The sequence below is a fragment of the Halomonas sp. NyZ770 genome, assembly GCF_020616575.1.
GTDB lineage: Bacteria > Pseudomonadota > Gammaproteobacteria > Pseudomonadales > Halomonadaceae > Vreelandella > Vreelandella hamiltonii.
This window is the reverse complement of the sequence record NZ_CP085143.1, coordinates 2398912-2421921: the sequence shown is the minus strand read 5'-3', so window position 1 is coordinate 2421921 and position 23010 is coordinate 2398912. Positions and strand designations below refer to the sequence as shown.

The following is a 23010-nucleotide window of genomic DNA, read 5'->3' as shown; positions in this document are numbered from 1 at the left end:
TGTCTTGATGCTCCTTTCTCGCTGATCTTTTCTCGACAGTTCTAGGCCCCTCTGGCTTCTCCAACCGCTGTCTGATCGACCAACGTCTAACCCTGTCGAGCAGCTTGCGGCTTGCGCTCTTGAGTAAATGCTTTTAGCGTTGGTTTATTCGGTAGGCTTCCGTTAACGTAAACGGACAATAACACCAATACTACGTGGAATCCTGCCTGTCCGAGTGCTCACGACCAACAACACAAGAGAGCCGTCATGACAGCGACATCAGCAGCAACCTCACTTCCCGCGTATTCGACATTTCTCGAGGATTTTTCAATAGATAGCGTCGTCGCCAGGCTGGATGACCACCACGATGGGTGCCTGAATGCCTACGAGGCTTGCTGTGGAAGGCACTTACGCCAGGGCCGTGGTGATGTGCTGGCGCTGGTGCATGAGGATACCCAAGGCCAAACCCACACGCTGACCTATGCCGAACTGGAGCAGCTGAGTGGGCATCTGGCAGGGTGGCTGAAAAGCCAGGGGCTGGGGGAGGGTGACCGCATTGCCTGCATGCTGCCGCGCTCGGCAGCGCTGCTGGTGGCCGTGCTCGCCACCTGGCGGATTGGGGCGGTCTACCAGCCGCTCTTTACCGCGTTTGGGCCCGATGCGGTTGATTATCGGTTGGGGCGGGCAGATACCAGGCTGGTGATAACCGATCACGCCAACCGCTATAAATTCGATGGCCTGAGCCAGTGCCCGCCGGTGCTGGCCGTGGGTGGCGCTACCCGCGAGCATGCCCAGGATCATGATTGGCAGGCGGCATTGACGTATACGTCAATCAGCGATACCCCGCCCCGGCTGTCGCCGGATCAGCCGTTCCTGCAGATGTTTACCTCGGGGACGGTCGGCAAGCCCAAAGGCGTTGCCGTGCCCCTGTCGGGTATGACGGCCTTTGCGCTCTACATGGAGCTGGCGGTCGACCTGCGCGAGGAGGATCGTTTCTGGAACATGGCCGACCCTGGCTGGGCCTACGGCCTGTATTACGCCATTGCCGGGCCGCTGCTGTTGGGGGTAACGACACACTTTTGCGAAGCGGGCTTCAGTGCCGAAGGCGCGCTGGCGTTCATGAAGCGTCATCAGATCACCAATTTCGCTGCCGCGCCGACGGCCTACCGCCTCATGAAGGCGTCTGGCCTGTTCGATGACGCTCACCAGACCCTGACGCTACGGGCGGCCAGCTCCGCCGGAGAGCCGCTCAATACCGAGGTGGTCACCTGGGTAGAAAAATCATTGGGCTGTCCGGTGATGGATCACTATGGCCAGACAGAAACGGGCATGACCTGTAACAACCACCACTCCCTGGGCCACCCCAAGCACGTGGGGGCCATGGGCGTCCCGATGCCGGGCTATCGTCTGGCCATTCTCGACGCCGAATACAACGAGCTGCCGCCCGGCGAGCCTGGCGTACTGGCAGTGGATATCAAACGCTCGCCAGCCCACTTTTTCCAAGGCTATACCTGGCAGGAGAAAGACCCCTTCGTCAACGGCTACTACCTGACCGGCGATGTGGTCATTCGTAATGAAGATGGGTCGTTCCAGTTTGCTGGCCGTGATGATGACATCATTACCACGGCGGGCTACCGAGTGGGACCAACGGATGTCGAGAATAGCGTCATGACGCACCCGGCGGTGGCCGAGTCCGCCGCCGTGGGGCAGCCGGATGAGATTCGTGGCGAAGTCATCAAGTCGTACATCGTGTTGCGCGATGGCTTCGAGCCCAGCGATGCGCTGGCGGAGGAGATTCGCCAGCAGGTACGCGAGCGGCTCTCTACCCACGCTTTTCCTCGGGTCATCGAGTTCGTCGATGAGCTGCCCAAAACGCCCAGCGGCAAGATTCAGCGCTTCAAACTGCGTGCTCAAGCCGCCGAGCAAGTGCGCCACAGCTCATGATTCACAGGACATCATTCAGAGGAAGAGTGCCATGCAGGTAAAGGATCGTACGTTTTTGATTACCGGGGCGGCCTCGGGGCTAGGCGCGGCGACGGCAGCACGACTGGTAAAGGCGGGTGGGAAGGTGGTGCTGTGCGACATGAGTGATCGTGTTGCGGACCTTGCCGAGCAGCTGGGGTCTCAGGCGCACGCCTGCATCGCCGACATTACCTCCGCCGACGACATGCAGGTGGCGGTGAACAAGGCCGTTGCGCTGGGGGGCGAAAGCGGCCTTTCGGGAGTGGTTCATTGTGCGGGCGTGGTCAGCGTGGCCAAGCTGGTGGATCGGCAAGGCAACCCGGCAGACCTTGAGAGTTATGCGCGCACCATTCAGATCAATCTGGTAGGTACCTTCAATGTCATGCGTCTGGCGGCCGCCGCCATGGCCAGCAATCCGCCAGACGAAGGGGGTGAGCGGGGCATCATTATCAATACCGCATCGATTGCCGCGTTCGATGGGCAAGTCGGGCAGTGCGCCTACAGTGCCTCCAAGGCAGGGGTTGTGGGCATGAGTTTGCCTGCCGCCAGAGAGCTGTCGCGTCACGCCATTCGTGTCATGGCCATTGCGCCAGGGGTATTCGAAACCCCCATGATGAGCGAGATACCGGACGAAGCTGCCCAGGCATTGGCCGCTGCGGTGCCTTTTCCCAAGCGTTTGGGCAAGCCTGACGAGTTCGCGCTGCTGGCCGAGCAGATCATTACCAATCCGATGCTCAATGGTGAAGTGATTCGCTTGGACGGTGGTATCAGAATGCAGTGATCCGCGCTCAGTAAGCTCTGATGGAAAGCCTGCCCGTAGTTTTTGGGCAGGTTTTTTCATTTTAAAAAACATGGTGTTAATAAGGTAAAGACCAAAGTTGTAGCCGGTTTGGCGGTTTAATTCAAACGACTGCTTGACGGCGTCGGGCGTGCGCGCTAATTTTCAAACATGTGTTTGAAAGCGCCTGTTGAGTACCCGCTCTTTCAGCCCCCCGTTTAGGAGAAGTGACATGCCCAGCTACCAAGCCCCTCTGCGTGACCTGCGTTTCGTGATGAACGAAATGTTTGATTACCCTAGCCACTACGCGGCACTTCCCAACGGTGAAGAAGCGTCTCCCGATGTCGTCGGAGCGATTCTGGAGGAGGGCGCCCGTTTTGCTCGTGACGTGCTATTGCCACTGAACCAGAGCGGTGATGAAGAGGGCTGCCTGCTGGAAGGTGGTGAGGTCAAGGCTCCTCATGGTTTCAAGGAAGCCTATCAACAGTATGTCGAAGGGGGTTGGCCAAGCCTGGCAGCGGACCCTGAGCAGGGCGGGCAAGGCTTGCCGCATTCGCTGGCCATGATGCTTTCCGAAATGATTTGCGCCACCAACCTGGCGTGGGGCATGTATCCGGGGCTTTCCCACGGCGCCGCAGACGCGCTGCGTCATCATGGAACCGAGGCGCAAAAGGCCACTTACCTCACCAAGCTGGTCGAAGGCGTATGGACCGGCACCATGTGTTTGACCGAACCCCATTGTGGTACCGATCTCGGGCTGATCAAGACTCGTGCGGTTCCTGCAGAGGGTGACGCGTATCAGATCACCGGCACCAAGATCTTCATTTCTGCCGGTGAGCACAATCTGGCCGAGAACATCGTTCATCTGGTGCTGGCCAAGCTGCCGGATGCGCCCGAAGGCTCCAAAGGCATTTCACTGTTCGTCGTACCCAAGTTCCTGCCCGATGCCGAGGGTAATCCTGGGCAGCGCAATGGTGTCAGCTGTGGCTCTCTCGAGCACAAGATGGGGATTCACGGCAACGCAACGTGCGTCATGAACTTCGATGGTGCCACGGGCTACCTGGTAGGCGCGCCGAACAAGGGTTTGGCTTGCATGTTCACCATGATGAATGCGGCCCGTCTGGGCGTGGGGATCCAGGGGCTTGGTCTGATGGAAGCCAGCTTCCAGAACTCGCTCGGCTATGCCCGTGATCGTTTGCAGATGCGTGGCCTTTCAGGTGTTCAGGCCCCTGATAAAGCCGCCGACCCGATCATCGTCCATCCCGACGTGCGTCGCATGCTGCTGACCCAAAAAGCTTTTGCCGAAGGCGGGCGCATGCTGGTGCTGTATACCGCCCAGATGCTGGACGTGGTCGAGCATGGCGCACCAGGCGAAGAAAAGGAGCGTGCCGAGACCCTGCTTGGCCTGCTGACGCCGATCGTGAAGGCCTTCCTGACGGAAGTGGGTTTCGAGTGTACCAATGAAGGCGTGCAGATTTTTGGCGGTCACGGCTTCATCAAAGAGTGGGGCATGGAGCAGTTGGTACGTGATGCGCGTATCACGCGCCTCTATGAAGGCACGACCGGTATCCAGGCGCTGGACCTGCTGGGTCGCAAGGTGCTGATGAGCCAGGGTGAATCCCTCAAAGTCTTCACCAAGGAGATTCACAAGTTCTGCCAGTCCGAAGCCGACAACCCTGCGCTCAAGGAATTCATCGAGCCGCTGGCCAAGCTCAACGCCCAGTGGGGTGAGCTCACCATGGGTATCGGTATGAAGGCCATGCAGGATCGTGAAGAAGTAGGGGCCGCCAGCGTCGATTATCTGATGTACTCCGGCTATGTCGCTGTCGCCTATCTGTTTGCTCGCGCTGCCAAGCAGGCCGCTAGTGCACAGGGGGGTGAAGATGCTGCTTTCTACACGGCCAAACTGAATATGGCGCGTTTCTACTACCAGCGTCTGCTGCCACGCACCAAGGCGCACGCCGCCATGATTCAGGCAGGTGCCGGTAGCTTGATGGCGATTTCCAGCGAAGATTTTGGCCTGGGCTTCGAGATCTGAGCCCATGCCTTTGCCAGGCACTCTCTGGTCAGGGTACTGATCGGTGGTTTGCGGCAGGTTTGCCCTCGGGCATTGCCTGCCGCTTTTTTATCTCGGCTACACGAAAACTTTTTCAAAATAGCCCTTGCCAACCCGGCAGCGAATCCGTAAAGTACGCATCCGCTGCCGGGGACGCCAAGCGTTACCAGCGGTAAAGAAGGTTGAAAAACCTTCGGTTTGTCAGGAAGTTAGCGTCATCTGCTGGTTGGATTGATCGCTCGCTTCACTCGCTGAAAACAGCCCTTGACAAACACCACGGAATGCGTAGAATACGCCTTCCTCGCTGAGGCAACACGGTTCAGGTCACCGAGCCAGTCACAGCGAAATGATGACAGTAGTATCGCTCTTTAACAATTTGATCAGGTAATTCATGTGGGCGCTTGCCGATGAGGGTGAATCATCACCTAATATCAAGGCAAGCGAACACCAAGATACTCTTCGGAGTATCGCAATGAATTCGTTTGAACCTTGAGCCAAGTTTGATCCGCTTTTGTTGCCTTCGGGCAGCGAGTAAGGATCGCATTGATCTTAAACTGAAGAGTTTGATCATGGCTCAGATTGAACGCTGGCGGCAGGCCTAACACATGCAAGTCGAGCGGTAACAGGGGGTGCTTGCACCCCGCTGACGAGCGGCGGACGGGTGAGTAATGCATAGGAATCTGCCCGATAGTGGGGGATAACCTGGGGAAACCCAGGCTAATACCGCATACGTCCTACGGGAGAAAGGGGGCTTCGGCTCCCGCTATCGGATGAGCCTATGTCGGATTAGCTAGTTGGTGAGGTAAAGGCTCACCAAGGCGACGATCCGTAGCTGGTCTGAGAGGATGATCAGCCACATCGGGACTGAGACACGGCCCGAACTCCTACGGGAGGCAGCAGTGGGGAATATTGGACAATGGGGGGAACCCTGATCCAGCCATGCCGCGTGTGTGAAGAAGGCCCTCGGGTTGTAAAGCACTTTCAGTGAGGAAGAACGCCTGGTGGTTAATACCCATCAGGAAAGACATCACTCACAGAAGAAGCACCGGCTAACTCCGTGCCAGCAGCCGCGGTAATACGGAGGGTGCGAGCGTTAATCGGAATTACTGGGCGTAAAGCGCGCGTAGGTGGCTTGATAAGCCGGTTGTGAAAGCCCCGGGCTCAACCTGGGAACGGCATCCGGAACTGTCAAGCTAGAGTGCAGGAGAGGAAGGTAGAATTCCCGGTGTAGCGGTGAAATGCGTAGAGATCGGGAGGAATACCAGTGGCGAAGGCGGCCTTCTGGACTGACACTGACACTGAGGTGCGAAAGCGTGGGTAGCAAACAGGATTAGATACCCTGGTAGTCCACGCCGTAAACGATGTCGACCAGCCGTTGGGTGCCTAGCGCACTTTGTGGCGAAGTTAACGCGATAAGTCGACCGCCTGGGGAGTACGGCCGCAAGGTTAAAACTCAAATGAATTGACGGGGGCCCGCACAAGCGGTGGAGCATGTGGTTTAATTCGATGCAACGCGAAGAACCTTACCTACTCTTGACATCCTGCGAATTCGGTAGAGATACCTTAGTGCCTTCGGGAACGCAGAGACAGGTGCTGCATGGCTGTCGTCAGCTCGTGTTGTGAAATGTTGGGTTAAGTCCCGTAACGAGCGCAACCCTTGTCCTTATTTGCCAGCGCGTAATGGCGGGAACTCTAAGGAGACTGCCGGTGACAAACCGGAGGAAGGTGGGGACGACGTCAAGTCATCATGGCCCTTACGAGTAGGGCTACACACGTGCTACAATGGTCGGTACAAAGGGTTGCCAACTCGCGAGAGTGAGCCAATCCCGAAAAGCCGATCTCAGTCCGGATCGGAGTCTGCAACTCGACTCCGTGAAGTCGGAATCGCTAGTAATCGTGGATCAGAATGCCACGGTGAATACGTTCCCGGGCCTTGTACACACCGCCCGTCACACCATGGGAGTGGACTGCACCAGAAGTGGTTAGCCTAACGCAAGAGGGCGATCACCACGGTGTGGTTCATGACTGGGGTGAAGTCGTAACAAGGTAGCCGTAGGGGAACCTGCGGCTGGATCACCTCCTTAAACGATGTCTTCCCCTCGCGGCAAGCGCTCACAATGAATTACCTGATCAGAATGCTGTTGATGAGCAGTGATAAGCGCTCTTTCACGTTAAAAAAGAAGAAAAGACCTTTCTTTTTCTTTTAAAGTTGAAAACACGGTCCGTTTATCACTGCTTATAGCAGTCGCTCTTTAACAATGTATATCATGCTGACAGAAACGCGTTGAACGCGTTTCTACGTAAATTGTATTGTGATACGTCTCAAGCGTATCCGGCAATCGTTATCATTGCGAACCCCAGACTCCTTCGGGTTATAGGGTCAAGCAATGAAGCGCACACGGTGGATGCCTAGGCAGCCAGAGGCGATGAAAGACGTGGTAGCCTGCGATAAGGTTCGGTGAGGTGGCAAACGACCTGCGACCCGGACATCTCTGAATGGGGAAACCCACTCATCACAAGATGAGTATCTTGCGCTGAATACATAGGCGTAAGAGGCGAACCAGGGGAACTGAAACATCTAAGTACCCTGAGGAAAAGAAATCAACCGAGATTCCCCTAGTAGCGGCGAGCGAACGGGGACCAGCCCTTAAGCGTGTGACGGATTAGACGAACAGATTGGGAAGTCTGGCCATAGCGGGTGATAGCCCCGTAGTCGAAAATCTGATCACGTGAAATCGAGTAGGTCGGGGCACGAGAAACCTTGACTGAAGACGGGGGGACCATCCTCCAAGGCTAAATACTCCTGGCTGACCGATAGTGAACCAGTACCGTGAGGGAAAGGCGAAAAGAACCCCGGAGAGGGGAGTGAAATAGATCCTGAAACCGTGTGCGTACAAGCAGTAGGAGCAGACTTGTTCTGTGACTGCGTACCTTTTGTATAATGGGTCAGCGACTTATATTCAGTGGCGAGGTTAACCGTATAGGGGAGCCGTAGGGAAACCGAGTCTTAACTGGGCGACACAGTCGCTGGATATAGACCCGAAACCGAGCGATCTATCCATGAGCAGGGTGAAGGTTGAGTAACATCAACTGGAGGCCCGAACCAGGATCTGTTGAAAAAGATTTGGATGACTTGTGGATCGGAGTGAAAGGCTAATCAAGCTCGGAGATAGCTGGTTCTCCTCGAAAGCTATTTAGGTAGCGCCTCACGTATCACCGCCGGGGGTAGAGCACTGTTTCGGCTAGGGGGTCATCCCGACTTACCAACCCGAGGCAAACTCCGAATACCGGTGAGTGCAAGCGTGGGAGACACACGGCGGGTGCTAACGTCCGTCGTGAAAAGGGAAACAACCCAGACCGTCAGCTAAGGTCCCCAAATCCTGGTTAAGTGGGAAACGATGTGGGAAGGCTCAGACAGCTAGGAGGTTGGCTTAGAAGCAGCCATCCTTTAAAGAAAGCGTAATAGCTCACTAGTCGAGTCGGCCTGCGCGGAAGATGTAACGGGGCTAAACCAGGTACCGAAGCTACGGGTTCATCCTTACGGATGAGCGGTAGAGGAGCGTCGTGTAAGCCGATGAAGGTGTGTTGAGAAGCATGCTGGAGGTATCACGAGTGCGAATGCTGACATGAGTAACGATAAAGGGAGTGAAAAACTCCCTCGCCGGAAGACCAAGGGTTTCTGTTCGACGCTAATCGGAGCAGAGTGAGTCGGCCCCTAAGGCGAGGCCGAAAGGCGTAGTCGATGGGAAACGGGTCAATATTCCCGTACCGGACATGATTGCGATGGGGGGACGGAGAAGGCTAGGTGAGCCAGGCGTTGGTTGTCCTGGTGAAAGTGAGTAGGCTTGGGTCTCAGGTAAATCCGGGACCCTCCAAGGCCGAGACACGAAACGAAGACACTACGGTGTCGAAGTCATTGATGCCACGCTTCCAGGAAAAGCCTCTAAGCTTCAGATCATGTGCGACCGTACCCCAAACCGACACAGGTGGTCAGGGTGAGAATCCCAAGGCGCTTGAGAGAACTCGGGTGAAGGAACTAGGCAAAATGGTGCCGTAACTTCGGGAGAAGGCACGCCGGCGTAGGGTGACGAGACTTGCTCTCCAAGCCCGAACCGGTCGAAGATACCAGGTGGCTGCAACTGTTTAGTAAAAACACAGCACTCTGCCAACTCGCAAGAGGACGTATAGGGTGTGACGCCTGCCCGGTGCCGGAAGGTTAAGTGATGGTGTTAGGATTCGTCCGAAGCTCTTGATCGAAGCCCCGGTAAACGGCGGCCGTAACTATAACGGTCCTAAGGTAGCGAAATTCCTTGTCGGGTAAGTTCCGACCTGCACGAATGGCGTAATGATGGCCACGCTGTCTCCACCCGAGACTCAGTGAAATTGAAATCGCCGTGAAGATGCGGTGTACCCGCGGCTAGACGGAAAGACCCCGTGAACCTTTACTATAGCTTCACACTGGACGCTGATGTTGCCTGTGTAGGATAGCTGGGAGGCTTTGAACCTCGGACGCCAGTTCGAGGGGAGCCAACCTTGAAATACCAGCCTGGCATCATTGGCGTTCTCACTCAGGTCCGTTATCCGGATCGAGGACAGTGTGTGGTGGGTAGTTTGACTGGGGCGGTCTCCTCCCAAAGCGTAACGGAGGAGCACGAAGGTACCCTCAGCACGGTCGGACATCGTGCAATGAGTGCAAGAGCATAAGGGTGCTTGACTGCGAGACAGACACGTCGAGCAGGTGCGAAAGCAGGTTCTAGTGATCCGGTGGTTCTGTATGGAAGGGCCATCGCTCAACGGATAAAAGGTACTCCGGGGATAACAGGCTGATACCGCCCAAGAGTTCACATCGACGGCGGTGTTTGGCACCTCGATGTCGGCTCATCACATCCTGGGGCTGAAGTCGGTCCCAAGGGTATGGCTGTTCGCCATTTAAAGTGGTACGCGAGCTGGGTTTAGAACGTCGTGAGACAGTTCGGTCCCTATCTGCCGTGGGCGTTGGATGTTTGAGAAGAGCTGCTCCTAGTACGAGAGGACCGGAGTGGACGACCCTCTGGTGTTCCGGTTGTCACGCCAGTGGCATTGCCGGGTAGCTATGGTCGGACGGGATAACCGCTGAAAGCATCTAAGCGGGAAGCCCCCTTCAAGATGAGACATCCCTGAGGCCTAGAGCCTCCTGAAGGGCCCAGCGAGACCAGCTGGTTGATAGGCACGGTGTGGAAGCGCTGCAAGGCGTTGAGCTAACGTGTACTAATGGCCCGTGAGGCTTGACCCTATAACACCCAAGGGGTCTGGTCGTGATGATAACGAAGAGTGTGAACGCACTCGCAACACCGGATACGCCGCAGTGAGCCCAAGTGCTTGCTGACAAGAGACGCACACAATACACGTCAAAACACCTCAGCATGATATGCATTACCTGTTACGCCTGACGACCATAGCACGCGTGAACCACCTGATCCCATGCCGAACTCAGAAGTGAAACCGCTTAGCGCCGATGGTAGTGTGGGGTCTCCCCATGTGAGAGTAGGTCATCGTCAGGCACTTATTAAGTAGAAAGCCCCGAGCACATTGTGTTCGGGGCTTTTTGCGTTTGGCACTTGCGCAAAACCCTCATGGCTCGGGCTGTGGGGGTGATATGCGTTGATAGGCTGCCTTGGGGAGCCGTTGTTGCTTCGCTGCGATGTTATCATGTGTTTTCGAGAGGGCAGTGACGGCTCCATGTTTACAGAGAGGTGAAAGGTGAGTGACACGATACCCACGGCGTGGCTGGTCTATTGTCGACCCGGTTTCGAGGGCGATACGTTGGCGGAAATGCAGCATCATGCCAAACAGCAGGGGGTGAACTGCGAACCAGCCCATGGGGCCGGATGGGTCAGCTTGACGCGACAGGATGGTGAGGCGATCAATGACCTGCACCGCCAGGCAGCTTTCCAGCATCTCATCTTTGCCAGGCAGAGTCTGGCAGCCCTGCCGCCCTTGGTGCTGTCCCGTGAGGATCGTCTGACCGCCATTCTCGATCAGGTCAAAGCCAGCCGTTGGAGCTTTGAAGAGATTTGGCACGAAACACCGGATACCAACGATGGCAAAGCACTGTCGGGGTTGATCAAGGCGCTCACTCGCCCGCTGCAAAACACGCTGAAAAAGCGTGGGGCGCTGCGAGGCAAGGCTGGCGGAAGACGGCTGCATATTTTCTGGACGGACGGAGACCGTGTGCAGCTTGGCATGAGCTTCCCTGACAATCGTAGCGAGCTGTTGAACGGAATCCGGCGGCTACGCTTTCCTTCCCGTGCGCCAAGCCGCTCGACGCTGAAACTGGAAGAGGCCTGGCACGAATTCATTCCACGCGATCAGTGGGATACTCGCCTGGCGGAGCACATGCAGGCAGCGGACCTGGGGGCGGCGCCAGGAGGCTGGACATGGCAGCTGGTGCAGCGCGGCATGTACGTCTATGCCATCGATAATGGGCCGATGGACAAAGCCCTGATGGCGACGGGTCAGATCGACCACCTGCGTGAAGATGGCTTTACCTGGGAGCCCCCTCAGCGGCTGGATTGGCTGGTGTGCGACATCGTGGACAAGCCTGTACGGGTATTGGCCATGGTAGAGCGTTGGTTGACGCGTAAATGGTGTCGTGAAGCTATCTTCAACTTGAAGCTGCCCATGAAGAAACGCTGGGACGAAGTGACGCGCTGCCTGACGACGCTGGAAGCCTCGTTGGCGTCAGCCGGGGTAAGCGCTAAAATAAGCTGCCGTCATCTCTACCATGATCGGGAAGAGGTGACGGTGCATGTCAGGTTGCTACACTGAGAAGGTGTGCTTGACTGGCTGAACGCTCGCCTAGTACCCCGGCTCATAGATACGAATGGCTTCATCTTCGGTGAGAAGAGGCAGAATGCGCTGCATGGCCATGGCGCGCGCCTCGCTGGCGTGCCACTCTTTCCAAGCGCGCAGGTCACGCCATTTGGTGATCATTAGTCGACGGTCGGTGTGGCCGCGCTCTACCAGCGTTTCACCACCAACGAAGCCACGAATGCCCAATGATACGCGCATGGCTTCGCGTGCGGCCTGCTCATATTCATCTTCCAGGCCGGGCATGATGCGTCGTTCAATGATGACTTTTATCATAGTGTCTGTTTCCTAACCGAGAGAGTCGATGACTGATCCTACACAAGCCCCCAGTGCTTTCGATGCCGAATTGGACACCACCGGGCTGTACTGCCCAGAGCCCATCATGCTGATGCACAACAAGGTGCGTGACATGGCGTCGGGCCAGGTGCTGAAGGTCGTGGCGACGGACCCTGCGACGACGCGCGATGTCCCCAAGTTTTGTCAATTCCTGGGGCACGAGCTTATCGAGCAGCAGGGCTCTGACGGCCACTACGTCTACTTTATCCGTTTGGCGTGATACTGGGGAGTCCTGGCAAGGCATGCATCGACCATGGTGCAATGCCTTGCCGGGATGGCTTCAAGAGCGCTCGTTGCTGCCGGAGACCACCATCATGGCCAGGGCCTCAAGCGTAGCCGGGTCCTCTTCGAGGATGCGATTAGCGATGTGGCGTTGGAAAAAATAGACGGTGTGATGGCGCGAGTGGGCGTCATACAGGCAGTTATCACCCAGCAGGATCGGCATCAGAGTGGCTTTTTGCTCGTCAGCCAGCAGTGCGTCCACGCTGCCGTCGCTGTACAGGCGCCACCCGTAGACCGGCTTCATATGCCAGGGGGCATTGGGCCGGTTCATGCACAAGGCATGGGTTCCCAGGGTATCGGGAAGCTGCTGGATCAGCGTCACTTCACCGGATGCCTCATACTCGAAATAGCCTGCAGCCGCGACCAGTTCGTCGTACTTGTGGTCGGGGGGAACATCGAAGATTTCATCGGTTTCGGGGTCACGGTAACCGACGAAGCAACCGCTTTCCTCGCTGTCCAGCTCATGGCAGGCCGCCAGAGACTCCATCCAGGGTACCAGCCCGGTAATGCTGCCATCTTCTCTCAAGCCCCAGGCCAGAATGGGGAGACCATAGTAGGTGTCGGGACTCGCAGCGAGCTGGTAAACCATTTCCAGTCCGTCCAGCTCCGGAGCCAGACGAACGAGACATTTTCGCGCCTGCTGACGCTGACGCACGGTATCCAGGTCGATGACCTGGGCAGAGCGAGTTGACAGGGGTGAGCCCATGGTGTCCCTCCTTGTACTGCGTGGTCACGACATTGGCAGACAGTGATTTTCATCTGCCGCTACCTTCACCAATAGCACACCTTTTCTGGAAGGTTAAGCATGGCGAGCATATTTAATGCTGTGTGCAGGGCGCCAGGGTAAGCGCCAACTGACGATGATGCGCCAGAGCCCGTTGAAACTGCTGCCAGGGGGCCTCCGGGTTCTGCATGTCGAGCCAGGCCTGCTGGTAGTCAGACACCGCTGGCGGCGGGCTGACGGCATGGGTATCGAAAAGGCTATTCACCGACACCAGCCACTGCTCTGCGCGTTGCTCCAGTTGGTCTACCCAGTCAGGCAGGGCTTCTGACCAGCAGGTGCTCCCTGCGTCTGGTTCGGCCTGCGCGATAGCCGCGTTTAGCTCGTTCAGGCGCTGCTCAGCCAGCAGCAAGGCGCGCAGCACTTCGGCAGTCAGCGGACGCTGCTGGAGCGTTTTGAGATGGTTTTCCAGGGTCGAGGAGTCGTGTTGCCAAGCTTGGTTGAACTGCTGGGTAATCATCTGCTCAAGATAATCCAGTGCTGCCCGCTGTGCTGCCCAGTCTTGATCGGGGAGTGTGTACAGAGGGTGACTGGCGCGGGCGAAACTCTTCTCCCACTCTTCCGAGGCAAAGATGGCGTTCCAGGTCGCAAAGGGCAGCTGCTCGGTTTTGAGCTGGGTCAGCTGTGCCAGGCGATGGGCGTCATCGTCACCCAGCCGTTCAGGAATATCGCTGTTCCAGCAGTGATCCAGGCGTTGCCACAGCGTGCGCTCGTAGATCCATTGCTGGCTGGGCGGTGCTACACGGCCTAGCTGATTGTTTCTGGCAGCAATCAGGGAAGTGATCTGACACTCGCGTAACGCATAGATATTGAGCATGCCTTCGCGTATCTCCGGCAGCTCGATCACGCGCTGGCGTCGGTCGGGAAAGGCGCCTATGTTACGGGGCTGCTGGCGATCAGGAGCGGAAATGCCGAGCTCCTCGGCAGTCGAACGCTGGTAGGCCACCCAGGCCTCGTCCGCGCTGTTGTCGCCGCAGCCAGCCAGCACCAGGCTGGCCGACATGACGACGGGCATCACGAGGCATGAGCGGTAAAAACTTGAAGGCCGCATGGGGTCACTCCCGTTGACTGATTCGATGTAATCGCCAAGCCAGCAAGATGGCCGCTGTCGTGAGCCCTGCAATCAGGCCGATCCAGTAGCCGTGTACCCCCAGCGGCTGTGACTCGCCGCCCATGCCATAGGTTCCCAGCCAATGACCGCCCCCCAGCCCGACGATCCAGTAGGAAAGAACGGTGATCACCATGACGATGCGGGTATCCTTGTAGCCTCGCAGCGCGCCGGCCAGATTCACTTGCAGCGAGTCCGACAGCTGAAAGATGACCGCCAGAGCGATGATCGTGAGCGCCAGGGCCTGAATGTCGCTATTGGAGGTATACAGGCTGATGACCGGTGCGGCAGTGAACCAGAGCAGCGTGCTGTTGAACGCGGCGACGATCACGCTGATCACGACACCGTTCCAGGCAACCTTACGGGCCAGGGAAAGGCGCTGCTGCCCCAGCGTATTACCGACACGCACCGTCAGTGCCATGCTCAGTGACATGGGCAGCATGAACAGGATCGAGGTATAGCTCAGCGCGATCTGGTGAGCCCCCACGGTCACTTCACCAAGGCTGGCAATGAACAGGGCGATCAGCGTGAACAGCGTCACTTCGACAAAAATCGCGACGCCGATGGGCACCCCGACCACGAGCAGCTCACGCACGCCTGACCACTGTGGCCAGGTGGCGCCATGCCACAAGGAAACGCTGCGGTATACCGTGCCACGGCGTGTGTAGAGTGCCATGGCAATGGTCATGGTCCACATGGAGAAGGCCGTGGCAATACCACAGCCAAAGGCGCCCAGCGCGGGTAGCTGCTGCAGCGTATCCGGCAGCGCGGCGCCGAACAGGCTGACCAGCCCATCACCCCCGTAGATCAGTACATAGTTGCTGGGAATATTGACGGCCAGGCCAATCAGGCTGATCCACAAGGCTGGCCGGGTATGGTTCATGCCATCCGAAAACGCTCTCAATGCCTGAAATAGCGCGATGCCTGGCATGCCGAAGGCCACCGCGCTCAGGTAAGCAGCCGACTCGCTGGCCACTGCCGGTGGCACGTTCATCAGCTCGAAGATCGGCATGACGGCCGTACGCAGCAGCAGGGCGGCCAACAAGCCCAGCGCCAGGGCCACCCAGAGCGCCTGATGTACGGCGGGACGAATGGCGCCGTTGCGTTGCCCTCCCAGCAGTTGAGCCACGATGGGCGTCAGCCCCATCAGCGTGCCGGTCATGAACAGCATCAGAGGCATCCACAGGCTGGAGCCTACCGACACCGCCGCCAGCGACGTGGCGTCATGTCGTCCGGTCATCATCACATCGACGACGCTCATGCCTGCCTGAGCAAGCTGTGCACCACAGATAGGCAGCGCCAGGGCCATGAGTGTGCGTGTTTCAGGCCAGTAAATTTTCTTGATATCGCTAGTGAAGCCGCCCAAGGTATGGTTCCTATTTAGCAAAGAGACCCAGGAAAAGGCGATAGAGTAGCAGGAGTCGCTATACCTTGCGCTCTCCTCTTTAGCCAAGGATGGGTCCCTCGTTATACTAGTGCAACGTTCATGAATGAGATAACGGTGTGACTGACCCGCAAGAGCGCTGGACGCTCGACGATATTACTGCGCTGTTTGATGGGGTGTTTGCAGACCACTATCAGACTCGGCTGATTCGCGGTGGCGATGAGCCGCTTTACCGCCCGATGAGTGAGCAAACGCCTTACCATCAGGTGATCTTTGCACGAGGCTATTTTGCCAGTGCGTTACATGAGATCAGCCACTGGTGCATCGCAGGCGCAAAACGCCGCCAGTGGGAAGATTATGGCTACTGGTATTACCCGGACGGGCGCACGGCGGAACAGCAACAGGCATTCGAACAGGCCGAAGTGGCCCCTCAGGCGTTGGAGCAACTGTTTACCCAGGCGTGTGGCCGTACGTTCCATGTCAGTGTGGACAATCTGGGCGGCGCGGGCGAGGTGGACCGGGAGGCTTTCGCAAGACGCGTGGCAGCGAGGGCCGAGCGCTATCGGCAAGAGGGACTGCCCCTGCGCGCCAATGCGTTTCGGACGGCATTGGCGCGCTACTATCAGCACCAGGACACGCTGGAGCAGGCGATTCGGCAGGGGCACCGCCTGTTGGACGATGCTCTGATGAAAGTGGGTTAGTCAGCCTCGGACAACTGCTGATGCAGGGTCAGCATGACCTCGATTTCGTGCTCGGGGCGCATGGGTTCTAGGCCCAGATCGTTGAAGGTATCACTGCGCAGGCGGTGCCATTCGCTTGAGCTGAGGGTTTCATACAGCACTTGTGCGGGTGCCAGTTCCACAAAAGGATCCAGCCCGTAGGTGTCGAACAAGCGGGCCAGGGCGGCCTCATCTTCGCCGTTGTCGCTGGTGTACAGCGTGGCCGAGAAATGGTCGTTCTCCAGCTCGCGGATCACATCCAGCGGGCTGACCCCCAGGCTCTCCAGCTCTTCGATGCTGTAAGCCCCCATGACATTGCTGTCTTCGGTAATCCAGCTGTCATCCGGCTGGATCAAGGTCTGCTTGATGCGGCCATCGGGCAGTGACCATGCAATCGACAGCGGCAAGCCATTGTCTTCACCTATCTCTATGGCAATAAAACCGGGGTAGTCGGCCATGGTTGTCGTTCCTTCTAGGTATCCGTGTCGATACGGAAAAATTGCAGGGCGGTCCGGGTGGTCGCCGCCGCGAGTTCAGTGTCACTCACCTGATGCCAACGAGCAATCTCCTGCACGATCCAGGGCAGCAGGGCAGGCTCATGGCGTCTGCCTTTCAGCTTGGCGGGCAAATTACGGGGCAGCAAGTAAGGGCAGTCGGTTTCGACCATCAATCGATCCAGCGGGATCTCGCGCACCAGGTCACGCAGGTGATGCCCGCGCCGCTCGTCACAGATCCATCCCGTCAAGCCGATGTGCAGGTCCAGCTCCAGATAGCCCCGCAGCGTTTCACGGTCTGCGGTAAAGCAGTGGATCACCGCGTGGCTGATATCGTCGCGCCAGTGGTGCAGGATCTCACGCATGCGCTGGCCTGCATCACGCTCATGAAGAAACAGCGGTAGCCCGGATGCCGCCGCCAGGGCCAACTGCGCTTCAAAGGCGCGCTCCTGCTCCTGCGGTGTGGAAAAGTTGCGGTTGAAGTCGAGCCCGCACTCACCGACCGCGACCACTTCGGGCAGTGTATAGAGGTCGCCCAGCGCCTGCGCCACGTCTTCGCTCCAGCCGCTCGCATCATGGGGATGTACCCCCGCAGTGGCATACAGCCCCGCAAACTGCCGAGCCATCTCGACGGCCTGCCTGGCGTGGGCGACATCCGTTCCCGTGACGATCATTGTGGTCACGTTGGCGGCTCGGGCCCTGGCAATCACGTCGCTCAAGTCGCGCTGAAAGCTCTCATGGGTCAGGTTGGCGCCAATATCGACCAGCGGTGTGCTGGGGCGAAACTGTAGCGCTTCAGGTAACGCGTCGTGTGCTTGCTGAGTCGCCAATGTGGTCATCTCTCCTGTGGGCCAGTGGCCCCATTGTAACGCTGGAGCCGCTTGGCTCGCCAACGCAAGCCGCCATGAACGTGGCAAGTAGTCACACTGCAAATGGCACGAATTGCAAAAAAACTGGCTCAATAGGTAAACAGTGCAGGCCTGTTTGCTCTTACCATGAAAATGAGTCACCGCCATGCCCGTGATTCAATGAGTGAAGGCGCAACGCCAGCGTTGTGATTTTCACCTCAATAACAACAATAGCGAGGTACCCTCATGCCGTTATCACGCCGTTTCAAGCTGTCTGCGTTAGCCTCTGCGGTGGTTGCTGCAGGCTTCGTTCCGTTCGTTGCCGCCCATGAAGGGATTTCTGATAACGAAATCCGCATTGGTTATCTGGCCGATATGTCAGGTGTTTACCGCGATCCTATCGGTCCTCTGGGGCTCGATGCCATTCAGATGGCGATCGAGGATATTGGCGGCAGTGTCAACGGTGCGGATATCGTGGTGTTCAGTGCCGATGATCGTAACAGCCCTGACGTGGGCTCCAGCGTGGTGCGTGAATGGATCGATGAGCGCAACGTCGATATGGTCACGGGCCTGGTGGCATCATCGGTCACGTTGGCGGCTGTCAGTCTGCTGCAGGATGCCGACAAGCTGGGGCTGGTAAATGGTGCCGTCTCCTCTGGCGTGACCAACGAACACTGCTCTACGAATCATATTCACTGGGTGTATGACACCTGGGCGATGTCGAACGGCACCGCCAAAGCCATTACCGAAGAAGGCTACAAAAACTGGTACTTGTTGAGTGCCGATTACTCTTTTGGTCATGCGTTGGAAGCAGATGTCGAGCGTGTGGTCACTGAAAACGGTGGCACCATCGTAGGGCGTGCGCGTCATCCATTCCCCAATAACGACTTTTCATCGTTCATGTTACAGGCGCAGGCCTCCGGTGCTGACGTCATTGCGTTGAATAACGCGGGCGGGGACACCATCAATGCGGTTCAGACGGCGGGGGAGTTTGGTATTACCCAGGCCGGGCAAATCCTGGCGGGAATGGTGCTGTTCAGTACCGATGTGCGCAGTATCGGGCTGGAAAATGCCCAAGGGCTGCAGTTCACCAAAGCCTGGTATTACGACTTGAACGAGGAAACCCGCGCCTGGGCAGAACGCTTCCGGGAGCGTACGGGCAGCATGCCTACCATGGTTCACGCTGGCCTCTACTCCAGCACTCGCCACTACCTGGACGCCATCGCTGCCACCGGGACAGACGATACCCAGACGGTGCGTCAGCAGATGGCCGACACGCCTATCAACGATATCTTTGCCCAGAACGGCTACATCCGCGAAGACGGCCGTATGGTCCACGACATGTACCTGGTGGAAGTCAAAACCCCAGCAGAGTCAGCAGATGAAGACGACTTGTTCCGGGTGGTCCGCACCATTCCTGCCGAGGAAGCGTTCCGGCCACTGTCTGAAAGCGTCTGCCCACTCGTAAAGGGTTAAACAGCCATGACGTCTGTAGATAACATTCATCGCAATACGATTGGCGCTGCGCTTGACCGCAGCGCGCGCAAGCATGCCCAGAAGCGGGCTTTGACGTTCGGCGAGCGTACGTGGAGTTATCAAGCGCTCAATAACGCGGCCAACCAGGCGGCAAATGCGCTGCTGGAAGCAGGGCTGGCGCCGGGCGACCGCCTGGCGGTATACGGTAAAAACTCGGATGCCTATGTGATCGCGTGGCTGGCCTGTAGCAAGGCGGGCCTGATTCACGTCCCTGTCAATTTTGCGCTGAGCAGTGACGAGCTTCGCTACATTCTGGAGCAGTCGGGCGCAAAAGGGGTACTGAGCGACGCGGTGCTAGGTGACAAGGTTCGCGCTGCCGTCGCGGGACTGTCGCTGGTCGTCAACGGTACCCTGCAGGCGGAGGGGGCATCGCTTCAAGAAGACGCCTTCGACGTACTGGCGTGTACCCACGGGGTTCATGCTTCTCTGGCTCATGCTGCCCATGAGCCAGACGTCGCGCTGGAGGGGGCCAGCATCGCCCAGTTGTTATATACCTCTGGTACCACGGCAGCGCCCAAGGCTGCCATCATGAGCCATCAAGCGCTCATGGCCGAGTACATGGCGTGCATGGTGGCGTTGGATATCCAGGCAGATGACGCCGTGCTGGCAGCGCTGCCCTTGTACCACTCGGCGCAAATGCACGTGTTTCTGATGCCTGCGCTACTGCTGGGAGCGCCCGTCATTCTGCTGGAGGCCCCCCTGCCGGAAAGCTGCCTGGCTGCCATTTCACAGCACCAGATCAGCTCTTTTTTTGCCCCTCCTACCGTGTGGATCAGTCTGTTACGGCACCCTCACTTCGATCAGTACGATCTCTCGAGCCTCAGAAAAGCCTATTACGGGGCCTCCATCATGCCGGTGCCGGTACTCGAAGAGATGCAGCAGCGCTTTCATGGTGTCGGCCTGTACAACTGCTACGGACAGAGCGAAATAGCGCCCTTGGCGACTGTTTTGCGACCAGAAGAGCATGCCGAACGGCCGGCCTCTGCTGGACGACCGATTCTCACGGTCGAAACGCGCATCGTCGATCTGGAGGGCAACGATGTTCCGCCGGGAGAGCATGGGGAAATCGTCCATCGTTCTCCGCAGCTCATGCTGGGCTACTGGGACAAACCCGAGATGACCGCAGAGGCATTTCAGGGAGGCTGGTTCCACTCTGGAGACGTGGGGTATGTCGATGAAGCGGGCTATTTGTACATCGTCGACCGTATCAAGGACGTGATCAATACCGGCGGTGTGCTGGTCGCCAGTCGAGAAGTGGAAGAGGTGCTGTTCAAGCACACGGCGGTTTCAGAGGTGGCGGTCGTGGGGCTCCCCGATGACAAATGGATCGAGGCGATTACCGCGGTGGTGGTGCTCAAGGAGGGGCAAAACGCCAGTGAAGCGGAGCTGATTCGACACGCCAAGGACCTGATCGCCCCTTACAAGGTACCCAAGCGGGTGATGTTTGCCGACGCACTGCCCAAGAGCACGGCAGGTAAAATTCTCAAGCGCCATCTGCGCCAGGCGCTGGGAGAGTCATGATGGACGACCAGGAGCTGGGGCTCTTTCAGCCCATGATTACCCGCTGTTTAGCACAGGAAGTAGCGCCTTTTTACCAGCAGTGGGAGGAGGCAGGAGAAATACCACGCTCCCTGTGGCTGGCGCTGGGGGCGGCAGGGCTGTTGGGTATTGACCTGGCAGAAGCGTACGGTGGCTCAGAGGCCGATATCGCCATCCCGCAAAGGGTGCTCGAAGAGATGTCTCGTCAGGGCTTTGGTGGCCTCGCCAGTGCTTACAACATCCACGCCAATATCGTCATGCCGTATGTCCAGAAGCTGGGGACACCTGAGCAGAAGGAAAAGTGGCTGCCGCGCATGGCCTTGGGGGAGTGCCTGGGGGCCATTGCCATGAGTGAACCCCACGCCGGGAGTGATTTGGCCGCGATGAAAACCCGCGCCACGCGGGTAGAGGATGGCTGGTTGCTCAACGGCGGCAAGCTGTTCGTCACCAATGGTCAGGTGGCCGATCTGGTGATCGTGTGCGCGAAAACCGATCCCAGTGCCGGCGCCAAAGGGGTCTCGCTATTTTTAGTGGAAACGTCGCTGCCCGGCTTTTCCCGAGGTAAACCGATCAAGAAAATAGGCCAGCATGCCAGCGACACTGCGGAGCTGGCCTTTGATCAGTTGAAGTTGCCCGCAGACGCGCTATTGGGCAACGAGGGCGAAGGGTTTCTTTACCTCATGCAAGAGCTGCCTCGTGAGCGTTTGGGGGTGGGCGCCCAGGCCCTGGGGGCGATAGAAGGGGCGCTAGCGCTAACCCTCGAATACGTCACCCAGCGGGAAGCCTTCGGCCAGCGGATTGCCGATTTTCAAAACACTCGCTTTACGCTGGCGCAGCTCAAAGCCCAGCTTGACATGGCCCGGGCTTACTTCGAGCAGTGCATGGAGCGGTATCGGCAAGGCAGCATGAGCAGCACCGAGGCGGCGATTCTTAAATTACAGCTGAGCGAACTGCAGTGTCATGCGGTGGATCGCTGTCTGCAGCTGTTTGGTGGCTATGGCTACACTCATGAGTACCCCATTTCGCGCTTTTATCTCGATGCTCGGGTACAAACCATTTATGCCGGCAGCTCCGAGATCATGAAAGAAGTGATTGCGCGCTCGCTGCTGGGCAAAGCCTCTTGAGCAAGAGGTCCAAAAAACGGTCGACAAGGAGTCTATATGCAGTTGGATAGCGTGGTGATTGTAGGGGGCGCGCGCACCGCCATCGGAGGGTTCGGCGGTTCGCTATCCGCCTTCGCCCCCCATGAGTTGGGCACCATCACCGCCGTGGAAGCCCTGCGCCGGGCCGGGGTGGAGGGCGCCGACATCGATCATTCGGTTTACGGCCATATCATCACTACTGGCCCGCAGGATGCCTATCTGGCCCGCCACATCGCACTCAGTGCAGGCGTTCCCAAAGAGGCCGGTGCCTTCAACGTTAATCGCCTGTGCGGCTCTGGCGTCCAGGCGGTGGTGTCTGCGGCTCAGCAGATTGTGCTGGGCGACAGTCGCCTCGCTTTGGCGGGCGGTGCCGAAAGCATGTCTCGCGGAGCCTACGTGTTGGCCCCGCAGGCGCGCCACGGTATTCGCATGGGGGACACCCGCATCGAGGATTTGACGCTTGGCGTGTTGAGTGACCCGTTCGGCAGTGGTCATATGGGAATCACCGCTGAAAATATCGCGCAGCAGTACGGTTTCAGCCGCGAGCAGTTGGATCAATTCGCCCTCGAGAGCCATCAAAAAGCAGCGCGGGCACTATCGGAAGGCCGCTTCGATGAGCAGATCGTGCCGGTAGAGGTGACCCGGGGCAAGCAGACGCTGACCTTTGCCCGTGATGAGCATGTCCGGGAAGAAGTGGTGCTCAGTGACCTGGCTCGGCTGAAACCGGCTTTCAAGCGTGAAGGGGTCGTGACCGCAGGCAATGCCTCAGGGATCAACGATGGCGCCGCCACCCTCGTACTGGCCCATGCTGAAGAGGCCCGGAAACGAGGGCTCACCGTGCGTGCGCGGCTGCGGGTGGCCACCACGGCGGGCGTGGAACCATCGCTGATGGGGTTGGGCCCCATTCCTGCCGTCAAGCGTTGCTTGCAGCAGGCTGGATTGACCATCCACGATATCGATGTGATCGAATCCAATGAAGCCTTTGCGGCCCAGGCCATGGCGGTGGCCAGCGCGCTCGATTTTCCGCTGGAAAAGCTCAACCCCAATGGCGGTGCGGTCGCTCTTGGGCATCCGGTGGGGGCCACCGGCGCCATTTTGATCCTTAAAGCGCTGCATGAGCTGGAGCGCATTCAGGGGCGCTTTGGACTGATTACGCTGTGCATTGGTGGCGGGCAAGGTATCGCGCTACTAATCGAGCGTTAAGTTGCCCCAGACAT

The 23010-nt window shown here is 58.0% G+C and carries 16 protein-coding genes and 3 rRNA genes; 13 read left to right on the top strand and 6 right to left on the bottom strand.

Annotation, left to right across the window (positions count from 1 at the left end):
• The first annotated feature begins 246 nt into the window (after positions 1–246).
• The 7 genes from LG409_RS11145 (at position 247) to rlmM (ending at position 11582) form a co-directional block, all read left to right on the top strand.
• Positions 247–1923, top strand: coding sequence for an AMP-binding protein (locus tag LG409_RS11145; RefSeq protein ID WP_227406674.1), 1677 nt, complete (start codon positions 247–249; stop codon positions 1921–1923).
• A 31-nt stretch (positions 1924–1954) separates the two neighbouring features.
• Positions 1955–2722, top strand: a complete 768-nt coding sequence (locus LG409_RS11140) for an SDR family NAD(P)-dependent oxidoreductase (protein ID WP_189464157.1) — start codon at positions 1955–1957, stop codon at positions 2720–2722.
• A gap of 229 nt (positions 2723–2951) precedes the next feature.
• Complete coding sequence (locus LG409_RS11135) at positions 2952–4757, top strand: acyl-CoA dehydrogenase C-terminal domain-containing protein (RefSeq protein ID WP_227406673.1); 1806 nt, start codon at positions 2952–2954, stop codon at positions 4755–4757.
• A gap of 569 nt (positions 4758–5326) precedes the next feature.
• Positions 5327–6859, top strand: a 16S ribosomal RNA gene (locus tag LG409_RS11130).
• Between the two features lie 294 nt (positions 6860–7153).
• Positions 7154–10047 (top strand): 23S ribosomal RNA (locus tag LG409_RS11125).
• A gap of 152 nt (positions 10048–10199) precedes the next feature.
• Positions 10200–10315: ribosomal RNA gene (gene rrf, locus LG409_RS11120) — 5S ribosomal RNA — on the top strand.
• The 16S, 23S and 5S rRNA genes sit together here, the layout of an rRNA operon.
• A gap of 199 nt (positions 10316–10514) precedes the next feature.
• Positions 10515–11582 (top strand): 23S rRNA (cytidine(2498)-2'-O)-methyltransferase RlmM, encoded by a 1068-nt coding sequence (gene rlmM / locus LG409_RS11115; protein WP_039179339.1) that lies wholly within the window; start codon positions 10515–10517, stop codon positions 11580–11582.
• Positions 11583–11612: 30 nt separating this feature from the next.
• Here rlmM and LG409_RS11110 read toward each other — a convergent pair whose 3' ends face one another.
• The gene (locus tag LG409_RS11110; protein WP_016914310.1) at positions 11613–11900 is read right to left on the bottom strand and encodes an antibiotic biosynthesis monooxygenase family protein; all 288 of its coding nucleotides are present in this window, start codon (positions 11898–11900) and stop codon (positions 11613–11615) included.
• 28 nt (positions 11901–11928) lie between these two features.
• Here LG409_RS11110 and tusA point away from each other — a divergent pair, with 28 nt between their 5' ends.
• On the top strand, positions 11929–12180 hold the full coding sequence (tusA, locus tag LG409_RS11105) for a sulfurtransferase TusA (protein WP_227406672.1): 252 nt from the start codon (positions 11929–11931) through the stop codon (positions 12178–12180).
• Between the two features lie 60 nt (positions 12181–12240).
• On the opposite strand, the gene LG409_RS11100 is transcribed toward tusA, so the two are convergent.
• The 3 genes from LG409_RS11100 to LG409_RS11090 all read right to left on the bottom strand — a co-directional run bounded on the left by LG409_RS11100 (position 12241) and on the right by LG409_RS11090 (position 15497).
• Positions 12241–12948, bottom strand: coding sequence for a hypothetical protein (locus LG409_RS11100; protein ID WP_227406671.1), 708 nt, complete (start codon positions 12946–12948; stop codon positions 12241–12243).
• 112 nt (positions 12949–13060) lie between these two features.
• On the bottom strand, positions 13061–14074 hold the full coding sequence (locus LG409_RS11095) for a DUF3080 family protein (RefSeq protein ID WP_189463367.1): 1014 nt from the start codon (positions 14072–14074) through the stop codon (positions 13061–13063).
• A gap of 4 nt (positions 14075–14078) precedes the next feature.
• Positions 14079–15497 (bottom strand): MATE family efflux transporter, encoded by a 1419-nt coding sequence (locus tag LG409_RS11090; protein ID WP_039179355.1) that lies wholly within the window; start codon positions 15495–15497, stop codon positions 14079–14081.
• Positions 15498–15634: 137 nt separating this feature from the next.
• Here LG409_RS11090 and LG409_RS11085 point away from each other — a divergent pair, with 137 nt between their 5' ends.
• Positions 15635–16216, top strand: a complete 582-nt coding sequence (locus LG409_RS11085; RefSeq protein ID WP_227406670.1) for an elongation factor P hydroxylase — start codon at positions 15635–15637, stop codon at positions 16214–16216.
• On the opposite strand, the gene LG409_RS11080 is transcribed toward LG409_RS11085, so the two are convergent.
• Both LG409_RS11080 and LG409_RS11075 read right to left on the bottom strand, forming a co-directional pair.
• Positions 16213–16692, bottom strand: a complete 480-nt coding sequence (locus LG409_RS11080; RefSeq protein ID WP_016914304.1) for a hypothetical protein — start codon at positions 16690–16692, stop codon at positions 16213–16215. The two genes, LG409_RS11085 and LG409_RS11080, sit on opposite strands and share 4 nt — an antisense overlap.
• Positions 16693–16706: 14 nt before the next feature.
• Positions 16707–17567 (bottom strand): TatD family hydrolase, encoded by an 861-nt coding sequence (locus LG409_RS11075; RefSeq protein WP_227406669.1) that lies wholly within the window; start codon positions 17565–17567, stop codon positions 16707–16709.
• 255 nt (positions 17568–17822) lie between these two features.
• On the opposite strand from LG409_RS11075, the gene LG409_RS11070 reads away from it, so the two are divergent.
• From LG409_RS11070 to bktB, 4 genes are read left to right on the top strand one after another with little or no spacing between them, the layout of a single operon-like run.
• Complete coding sequence (locus tag LG409_RS11070) at positions 17823–19052, top strand: ABC transporter substrate-binding protein (protein ID WP_227406668.1); 1230 nt, start codon at positions 17823–17825, stop codon at positions 19050–19052.
• A gap of 6 nt (positions 19053–19058) precedes the next feature.
• Positions 19059–20633 (top strand): fatty acyl-CoA synthetase, encoded by a 1575-nt coding sequence (locus LG409_RS11065; protein WP_227406667.1) that lies wholly within the window; start codon positions 19059–19061, stop codon positions 20631–20633.
• Entirely contained in the window at positions 20633–21775 is a 1143-nt protein-coding gene (locus LG409_RS11060; RefSeq protein WP_227408112.1) for an acyl-CoA dehydrogenase family protein, read from the top strand. The genes LG409_RS11065 and LG409_RS11060 overlap by 1 nt, the downstream gene beginning before the upstream one ends.
• 36 nt (positions 21776–21811) lie before the next feature.
• Positions 21812–22996 carry a beta-ketothiolase BktB gene (gene bktB, locus LG409_RS11055; RefSeq protein WP_227406666.1) on the top strand — a complete coding sequence of 395 codons (1185 nt, stop codon included), beginning with the start codon at positions 21812–21814 and terminating at the stop codon, positions 22994–22996.
• The last annotated feature ends 14 nt before the right edge of the window (positions 22997–23010 follow it).